Below are 8088 nucleotides of genomic sequence, written 5' to 3'. Positions count from 1 at the left end.
TCGTTACCTGTATGTACTACGTGTAACAACATCTTCAGTGTACTAATCTGATGATGACAATTTGTGGAGAGATGGCTGAGTGGTTGAAAGCACCGGTCTTGAAAACCGGCATACGTTAATAGCGTATCTAGGGTTCAAATCCCTATCTCTCCGCCACTATACAGAAAGCCTGCAAAGTAATTTGCAGGCTTTCGTCATTTTTGACGTTTGAGAATTAGATGGGGTTTGTATTAAACCCCAAGCCGGTCGCGACCCAGACTCTCTGTACAATTAAGAAGCCTCGCTAGAAATAGCGAGGCTTTTTTTATTTCAGCGCAAGCTGGAAATGAGAGGGGGTTGTCCCAATCTGGAAAACTAACTGGTCAGGTCTATCCATCTTCTCGAAGACATTTTGGTGACTCTTTTGGAGCTATCCAAAAAACGATTCCATGCATCACAGACTTTGGAGATGATGTCGTCGTAACCCGTAAAAGATTGGTTGGCTAAATAGCGTTGTCTCAACCCACTCCAGACTTGTTCGATAGAGTTTAGCTCTGGAGAATAGGGCGGAAGTTTGATGACACTGACAGTTTTAAAGTCATTGGCTTTATCTTTTATGTATTGGCTCAACAGCTCTCTTTGCTCGGAAGTTAAGAATGGTGGTCTTCCTATTCTTGGCTTTTCTTACCGTCCTTCCAGCCCTTCTTCAAGAAAGGTTTAAACCTACTTATTGACACTGGTTCGGCTTACCTTGAGAAACTTGGCGATTTGTGTAAGTGAGTGTCCATCATTTGAAATGAGCAAGGGTCAGTGGCCTCATTTTCATCTGAATGGATTTTTGCTGACTTGCGAGTTTTTTAAAGTCGATATTATTGAGGCTGTCCATAGCGAATCAGTTCTGTTGTTGGACAGCCTCAATTGGATCATGTTTTTACTTAGATAGGTATTACTTGTCTGTTGAGTGGTGCTCATTGGCGTGGGTGGAGAAAAGCCGAAAAAACGATAAGGGTCAAACTGTAGCGAGTGGTTTAAGAGAGAGGGGCTGGGTTTCTAGTTAATTTAATACGTGTTGATGGTTATTGATAAACGGCAGGCAATAAAAAGCCGACAGTAAACTGTCGGCTTGATAATGTTGTTACTGGTTAGTCGTGCTGAACCAGCATCAGAGCTTTACGAGAGACTTCATGAGCTGCTTTGGTTAGATTTTGCTTCTCTAGTGTGTCTGCTAGGAAAGCATAGTCAGATACGTCTGAGCGAAGTTTTAGAGCTATTTCAAAGTGCTCCTGAGCTTGTTGCCATTTCTCTTGACGGAAGTAGAAGTGTGCTAGAGCGCTGTGTGCCGCTGCGTTGTCAGCTTCTTTCTTTACTACGCCTTCTAGGAAGACTACTACAGGATGGATATCTGGTAGGTTTAAGTCTGGCAGTAGTTGGTAAAGTTCTGGTTCAGGCTGCTTTTTCAGTGCTTCTTTTAGTACGGTAAAGGCTTCGGTATCGGCTTTACGAGCGATAAGCTCACGTGCAAAACAAGCAATAAGATGCGTGTCTTGCTTCACTTTACGAGCCAGACTGTTCCAATGAGAAATTAGCCCTTCGCTACCTTGTTGTTGCGCGACTTCATGCAGTAAACCACATTGTGCTTTCTGAATCAGTTCTGCTTGCTCTTCTTCCGTTACTAGCTTTGCTTTCGCCAGTTGTGGCATTAGGTCAATCAATGGCTGCCACAATTTAAGCTGCATGTAAGTTGTTTTGAGTAAGTTCAAGACAATCGAGTTATTTGGGTATTGGCCTTTTAGCGATTGCAGGGTATCGAAAGCGGCTTCGAACTCATTATCACGAATAAATTGCTTGGCTCGAGTCAGTTCGACAGCGAGATGAGCATTCTCCTGTTGGCTAGCTAATGCAAGATAATGATCGCGTTTTGCTTTATCACCTTGACCTTGAGCAGCTTCAGAAGCAACGAGATAGCACAGTAGTGGCATATCATGGTGATTTGCCCAACGAGTGACTTTCTTCTCTGCACCTTTCCAATCACCTTCAAGGAGCTTGATAATGCCTTCATTGGTGTAGCGACGAGAACGACGCATTTTACGTACGCTGAAGTAGTTCCAAGTGCTTGAGCTTGCGTAAACCAATTTTTTAATCAGGTATTCAAGGAGGAAAAGACCAGCTAGCGCAGCGATAACGAAGATCACCAAAGTGGTCACGCTCATTTCGATGGTCTTGTTTGCTATTGAGATCAGTACATATCCTTGTTGACCAGAAAACTGAGTACCGACAAATAGACCTGCACCTAGAACGACAAATAGGAAAATAAGGCGAATCATTATTTATCCCCCGTACCTGTCATTGTTGTGACTTCACGACGTAGTCGCTCACGAATCACATCCGATAGCTGAGATTGGCTTTCCAGTTTTGCAGGGTACTCAACTTGAATATTTTGTTGGCTTAATTGGTTGAGTGCTTTGTTGAATTCTTTCACTGCGTTGTCGTCTTGATTGAAGAAAGCCATCGCCCACTTGTCAGCTGTCGTTAACGACGTGGTGTAGATTTCGCCTTGCTCTTGGTAAACCGCTTTGATTGCTGTTTCCAGTTTGGCCTTGATGTTTTCTTTTAAATAAAAATGCTGCTCTGGAGACAATAATGGGATGACGTTGCCATCGCGAGTACGGAAAGTAATAAAGTTCTCAGAGAAGTCTTTCAGAGAGGTCATCAAATTATCTTGCCAGTTTGAAATGTCTTCTGATACTTCATGTTGAGCAACGACTTGGGCTTCCGGCAGTAGTGCATTTGCTAGAGGCAACTTATCTACTTGCTGCTGTAGAGCAGTTAAACGCAGAACAAGACCGTCACGGTCAATCAATGGGACAGTGCGCAGTTTGGTGATGTCGTTTGCCATCGCTTTACGCAGTTTAACTAAGCTTGGGTCGTTTAGCGCGGCAATACGTTGGTCTGCGCTTTCCATTAGTTGAGTTGCGCTTTCTACGTCATGCTCTAAGAACAGTTTACGACCAGCCAACTTCACAAGGTAATCGGCCTCTGCCAATAGCCAGTCGTTTGGACGTCGGCCTTTCACATCTGCGACGGCGAGTTGTAAACTTTCAATGCTCTTTTGTTGTTGACCAAGCACTACTTCTGCTTTGTGCGTTACTGTGGTCGCTTTCTCGATGGTTTCTTCTTTAACTTGGTTTAGCTCTTGCTTCATCGAAGCTTGCGCTTTTTCTAGTTGGTTTTGTAGCTGAGCGATTTGGGTTTGGTAATCAACTTGTTGCTCGTGAAGTTTATAAGCGAGACCGCCACCGAAGATGATTGAAAGAATGATCGCTACGGTGCCGAGCTTGACGCCACGTTTGCCTTGCTTCTCTTCAAATTCAACCTTTGTTGGTTCTGCTGGTTTTGCAGGCTCAACCGGTTTAGAGGCTTCCTTTTTAGATTCAGCATCCTTTTTCGGTGCGTCTTTTTCAGCTAGCGGTGCCGATGAGGTTTCTTCGGAAAGGTTTTTATCGTTATTTTTTTGGTCGTTATTTTTACTTGTCATGCCTATATCCTGTGTAGCTAGGGCTGGAGAGCAGCCAGTAATTCTTGGTTGGATGCGCTTCCTGTGCACCTCACCCGAGTGAACCCCCTTTGAATTGCAATGTCAGCGATGCGCTGGCTGGGGATATACAACTCTTGTTGATTAAGCCAAGTCAATTGCTCTGACGTCAATTGGCTGCACAAATAATCCAGTTGTTCACCACTGGTGACGACGATCTGGTCAATTTGTAGGGTTTTCCATAGTGAGACACAGCTTACTGGATCGAATGGGATGAATTCTCTCTTGTAAGTCTCACTATAGTGAACTTTTGCTCCGCGTCTCACCAATGCATCTTTGATCAGCTCTCTTCCTCCGTTACCACGAAGGATAAGAACCGGCTGCAGTTCTACATTCTGTAACGCTGGAAGTCGCAATAAGTGTTCACTATCACTGACTTCGGGATAGTGTACTTTCTGTTGGGTGCATTTGCTTAAATAGTGTGCTGTTTTTTGACCAACGGCAAGGTATACCGCTTGTTTCGGCCATGATGCGCCATTGCTGGTTAGGATTTGCTGGGCACATTGCACGGCGTGTCGGCTAACGGCGATAACTATTTGAGCTTGATGGAGATGAGTCGTGAGGTGCGTGTCCGTGAGATCGGCAACAATGTCGATCAGCGGATGGTGGTGTGCGGAAATGCCGTGCCTTTCGAGCAGAGAGCAAAGCGCGCTGCCTTGCTCTCCCGGCCGAGTGACCAACACTGCCATGATTAATCGTGGTCTGCGTACAGCTTGGTTAGAATGTCGCGGGCACCGTTATCAAGTAGCTCGTTAGCCAACTGGATACCGAGCGCTTCTCCATCTTTACGGTGACCACGCACTTCGCCACGCACAATTTCGCTGCCATCTGGTTCTCCGACGAGCGCGCGAAGCCAAATTTCATCACCTTCAAGTAGCGCGTAGCTACCGATTGGCACCTGACAGCCACCTTCAAGAGTCAGGTTCATGGCACGTTCGCACAACACGCGATCGGCAGTGTCTTTATGGTTGAGTGGCTCCAGAAGTTTGAGTAAGCGTTCGTCGTCTACGCGGCATTCAATACCGACTGCGCCTTGGCCAACCGCTGGCAGTGATTGTTCTGGTTCGATAAAGCTGCGAATTCGGTCTTCCAATTTCAAGCGCTTTAGACCTGCGGCTGCAAGAATGATAGCGTCGTACTCACCCGCATCCAGTTTGCCAAGTCGAGTCCCCACGTTGCCACGCAGTTCTTTGATAATGATGTCTGGGCGGTATTCTTTCAGTTGGCATTGGCGACGCAAACTGCAAGTACCGACGACCGCACCTTGAGGGAGTTCATCAATGCTGCTATAGGTATTAGAAACGAAGGCGTCGCGAGGGTCTTCGCGCTCGCAAATGGTCACGAGGCCAAGGCCTTCAGGGAAGTCGACAGGTACGTCTTTCATTGAGTGCACGGCTAGATCGGCGCGGCCTTCAAGCATGGCAACTTCAAGTTCTTTAACGAACAAGCCTTTGCCACCAACTTTAGCCAGCGGTGTATCCAAAATCACGTCACCTTTGGTCACCATGGTTACCAACTCGACTTCCAAGCCAGGATGAGCGGCTTGAAGAGCGTCTTTAACAAAATGAGCTTGCCATAGTGCAAGTGGGCTTTTTCGAGTTGCAATGCGAATTGGTGTGGATTGGGTCATGATCTTCTCAATGCTGTTTGGATTTGGCTTTATCCTACCATTCTCATAAAGAAATGCTTACTGTTAGTTAGTTATCTCGTGGGGCTAAGGAAGGATTTACATAAGGTTGTGAAAATAGTGTGACTGGATTCTCAATTAGACTAAGGACTATTATTAGTTAGAGGCGATTACAAGCGACACTACCGCGTCTTCATTTTTGTGACTAAAGTATGGTTTTACGTCCGGTGCGAATTACGGGTGGAAAACTTTACCAACTCCAATGAAAGTGTTAAATTGATCACGTTTTTAGGCCATTTTGGTTTAAAACATCAGCAGATGTCCGTGATTGTTCAACCAAGGAATTACCCTTGCAGGCTTACACCTATACCATCATTCAGCGATTAGACAATTTGAACCAGCAGCGTATCGATCGCGCGCTGGCGCTTATGGATTCGCAAAGCCAGCAAGTTTTCCACTTGATTCCTGCCTTACTGAACTACAATCACCCAGTCATTCCGGGCTACTACGACGCTGACGTTCCGTACGGCGTACACGGTCTTGAACTCAATCCTATCCAACAGCAATTCATCGACGACATACAACTCGCTATTGGTCAGCCACTCAAGACGGCAGAAAAGCCAGCGATCTTGGGCTTATATACCATGGGTAGTACGTCATCGATTGGTCAAAGCACTTCCAGCGATTTAGACATTTGGGTATGTATTTCGCCAGAGATGGATTGCGACGAACGTGAACTGCTCACCAACAAATGTTTGCTGATCACCGATTGGGCGCAAAGCCAAGGGGTGGAAGCAAACTTCTTCTTGATGGATGAAGAGCGTTTTAGAAGTAACCATTCTGAAGAGATGACGGGTGACAACTGCGGCTCCTCACAGCATTTGCTTTTGCTTGATGAGTTCTATCGCAGTGCAGTGCGTATCGCTGGCCAGCGCCTGTTATGGCAAATTGTGCCACCAGAAATGGAAGAGTGTTACGACGAGTACGTTTCTCAATTGTGCAGCGATGGCTACATCGACTGTAGCGAATGGATCGATTTTGGTAAGTTGAACCGCATTCCTGCCGAAGAATACTTTGGCTCGAACTTGTGGCAACTGTACAAAAGTATCGATTCGCCATACAAGTCGGTATTAAAAGCCATTCTGCTAGAAGCTTACTCGTGGGAATATCCGCACACACAACTGTTAAGTATTGATACCAAGCGTCGATTCTTTGCCCATGAGCCAGATCTCTATGGCATGGACGCATACTACTTAATGTTGGAAAAAGTTACGCGCTATTTAGAACGAATCCAAGACGATACACGTTTGGATTTGGTGCGTCGTTGTTTTTATCTCAAAACCCATGAAAAGCTGTCGCGTGAGCCCGATGTCGGTTCAGTGGCCTGGCGTCGTGAAGCGCTGAGCGACATGATTGCGAAATGGAATTGGGATGACAGTGTGGTTGCCGAGCTCGATGACCGCCGCAACTGGAAAGTTGAACAGGTGAAAGTCGTACATCATGCGTTGCTTGATGCGTTGATGCAGAGCTACCGTAACTTGATTCAGTTTGCGCGTCGCAACGACATCACATCCGCGATCAGCCCGCAAGACATCAGCATTCTTGCGCGTAAGTTGTACGCTGCGTTTGAAGTGTTGCCGGGTAAAGTGACGTTGCTGAACCCACAAATTTCCCCTGATTTACATGAACCAGATTTGAGCTTCATCGAAGTTAAAGAAGGCGGGGTGAACAAGTCGGGTTGGTATCTCTACAAGCAACCATTGATCGCACATCGCATTCTTGGTCAGCCATGTCTTGAGCATCACGAGTACTTGAGCAAACTGGTCTCGTGGGCTTTCTTTAATGGCCTCATCACCGAATCTACGCGTTTGCATGCCGTGGTGCGTGAAGCACAGCTAGATATCGATAAGTTCTACCAAATGGTGAGTGACTTACGAAATACCTTTGCACTGCGTAAACGTCGTCCGACGATGCAAGCGTTAGCGAGCCCGTGTGAAATCAGCCAGTTGGCGATGTTCATCAACTTCGAAAATGACCCTACCTCGGAGCTGTCGGGGCGTTCACTGAAAGTGGATGTGAAAAATACCGATATCTTCAGTTTTGGTCCAGAACATAAAAACTTAGTCGGCAGTGTCGATTTGGTTTACCGCAACTCCTGGCATGAAGTACGTACACTGCATTTCAAAGGCGAAACGGCGATGTTGGATGCGCTAAAAACCATTTTGGGCAAAATGCACCAAGATGCGTTGCCACCAGAATCGGTTGATGTGTTCTGCTACGCGAAAAACATGCGTGGAGTGATGCGTAATATGGTGTATCAGCTTCTTGCGGAATGCATCGACTTGCGTTTGAAGCCGGTGGAGCAAGAAAAACGCCGCCGCTTTAAAGCGATGCGTCTTGGTAACCAAACCTACGGATTGTTCTTTGAACGCCGTGGTGTGTCGGTGCAGAAGTTAGAAAACTCCATCGATTTCTACCGCAGCATTTCTACCAACAAGCTTAAAGGCTCGCCGTTGTTAATGCTCGACCGTGAGCAAGAATACCAATTACCAGAAGCGGTGGATGGTTTTGCCAGTGAAGGTTTGGTGCAATTCTTCTTTGAAGATAACGAAGATGGTTTCAACATCTATGTATTGGATGAGTCGAACCAAGTGGAAGTGTATCACCAGTTCAGTGGCTCAAAAGATGAGATGATCGCCTCGGTCAACAGCTTCTACACTTCGGTTAAAGACGACAGCCGCGTGGCGTCGAAGTTTATTAACTTCAACTTACCGCAGTACTATCAGATCATTCACCCTGAAGAGGGTAACGCTTACATCATTCCTTATCGCAATGATGGGTGCTCACCGCATCGTCCTACTAAAGCGGTAAACGCGTAACCATATCCATA

At 46.2% G+C, this 8088-nt stretch carries 6 protein-coding genes and 1 tRNA gene; 2 read left to right on the top strand and 5 right to left on the bottom strand.

All coding sequences use genetic code 11. From position 1 onward, the window contains the following. The first annotated feature begins 65 nt into the window (after window positions 1–65). Window positions 66–156: transfer RNA gene (locus tag ACF8CV_RS10995), tRNA-Ser, on the top strand. A gap of 198 nt (window positions 157–354) precedes the next feature. On the opposite strand, the gene ACF8CV_RS10990 is transcribed toward ACF8CV_RS10995, so the two are convergent. The 5 genes from ACF8CV_RS10990 to hemC form a co-directional block, all read right to left on the bottom strand. After that, window positions 355–609, bottom strand: coding sequence for a transposase (locus ACF8CV_RS10990; protein ID WP_392416881.1), 255 nt, complete (start codon window positions 607–609; stop codon window positions 355–357). Between the two features lie 512 nt (window positions 610–1121). Beyond that, window positions 1122–2303 carry a heme biosynthesis protein HemY gene (locus ACF8CV_RS10985; protein ID WP_020904458.1) on the bottom strand — a complete coding sequence of 394 codons (1182 nt, stop codon included), beginning with the start codon at window positions 2301–2303 and terminating at the stop codon, window positions 1122–1124. Then, entirely contained in the window at window positions 2303–3514 is a 1212-nt protein-coding gene (locus ACF8CV_RS10980) for a uroporphyrinogen-III C-methyltransferase (RefSeq protein WP_025522962.1), read from the bottom strand. Before ACF8CV_RS10980 ends, ACF8CV_RS10985 begins: the two co-directional genes overlap by 1 nt. A gap of 17 nt (window positions 3515–3531) precedes the next feature. Further along, complete coding sequence (locus ACF8CV_RS10975) at window positions 3532–4260, bottom strand: uroporphyrinogen-III synthase (protein WP_138937905.1); 729 nt, start codon at window positions 4258–4260, stop codon at window positions 3532–3534. A gap of 2 nt (window positions 4261–4262) precedes the next feature. Then, complete coding sequence (gene hemC, locus ACF8CV_RS10970) at window positions 4263–5201, bottom strand: hydroxymethylbilane synthase (protein WP_005496374.1); 939 nt, start codon at window positions 5199–5201, stop codon at window positions 4263–4265. A gap of 347 nt (window positions 5202–5548) precedes the next feature. Between hemC and ACF8CV_RS10965 the strand changes: the two genes are divergently transcribed. Continuing rightward, window positions 5549–8077, top strand: a complete 2529-nt coding sequence (locus tag ACF8CV_RS10965) for a class I adenylate cyclase (RefSeq protein ID WP_005496375.1) — start codon at window positions 5549–5551, stop codon at window positions 8075–8077. Window positions 8078–8088: the final 11 nt, after the last annotated feature.

Origin of the sequence: Vibrio sp. zbq_1, assembly GCF_043102935.1 — a bacterium.
GTDB classification, from domain to species: domain Bacteria; phylum Pseudomonadota; class Gammaproteobacteria; order Enterobacterales; family Vibrionaceae; genus Vibrio; species Vibrio parahaemolyticus.
The sequence above is the reverse complement of the archived record's forward strand: the minus strand, read 5'-3'. Positions and strand labels throughout refer to the sequence as shown.

Bases quoted from the DNA above. Each gene is read 5' to 3' on its own strand.
- ACF8CV_RS10975 (WP_138937905.1), bottom strand. From the start codon at position 4,260: ATGGCAGTGTTGGTCACTCGGCCGGGAGAGCAAGGCAGCGCGCTTTGC.
- ACF8CV_RS10980 (WP_025522962.1), bottom strand. From the start codon at position 3,514: ATGACAAGTAAAAATAACGACCAAAAAAATAACGATAAAAACCTTTCC.
- ACF8CV_RS10985 (WP_020904458.1), bottom strand. From the start codon at position 2,303: ATGATTCGCCTTATTTTCCTATTTGTCGTTCTAGGTGCAGGTCTATTT.
- hemC (WP_005496374.1), bottom strand. From the start codon at position 5,201: ATGACCCAATCCACACCAATTCGCATTGCAACTCGAAAAAGCCCACTT.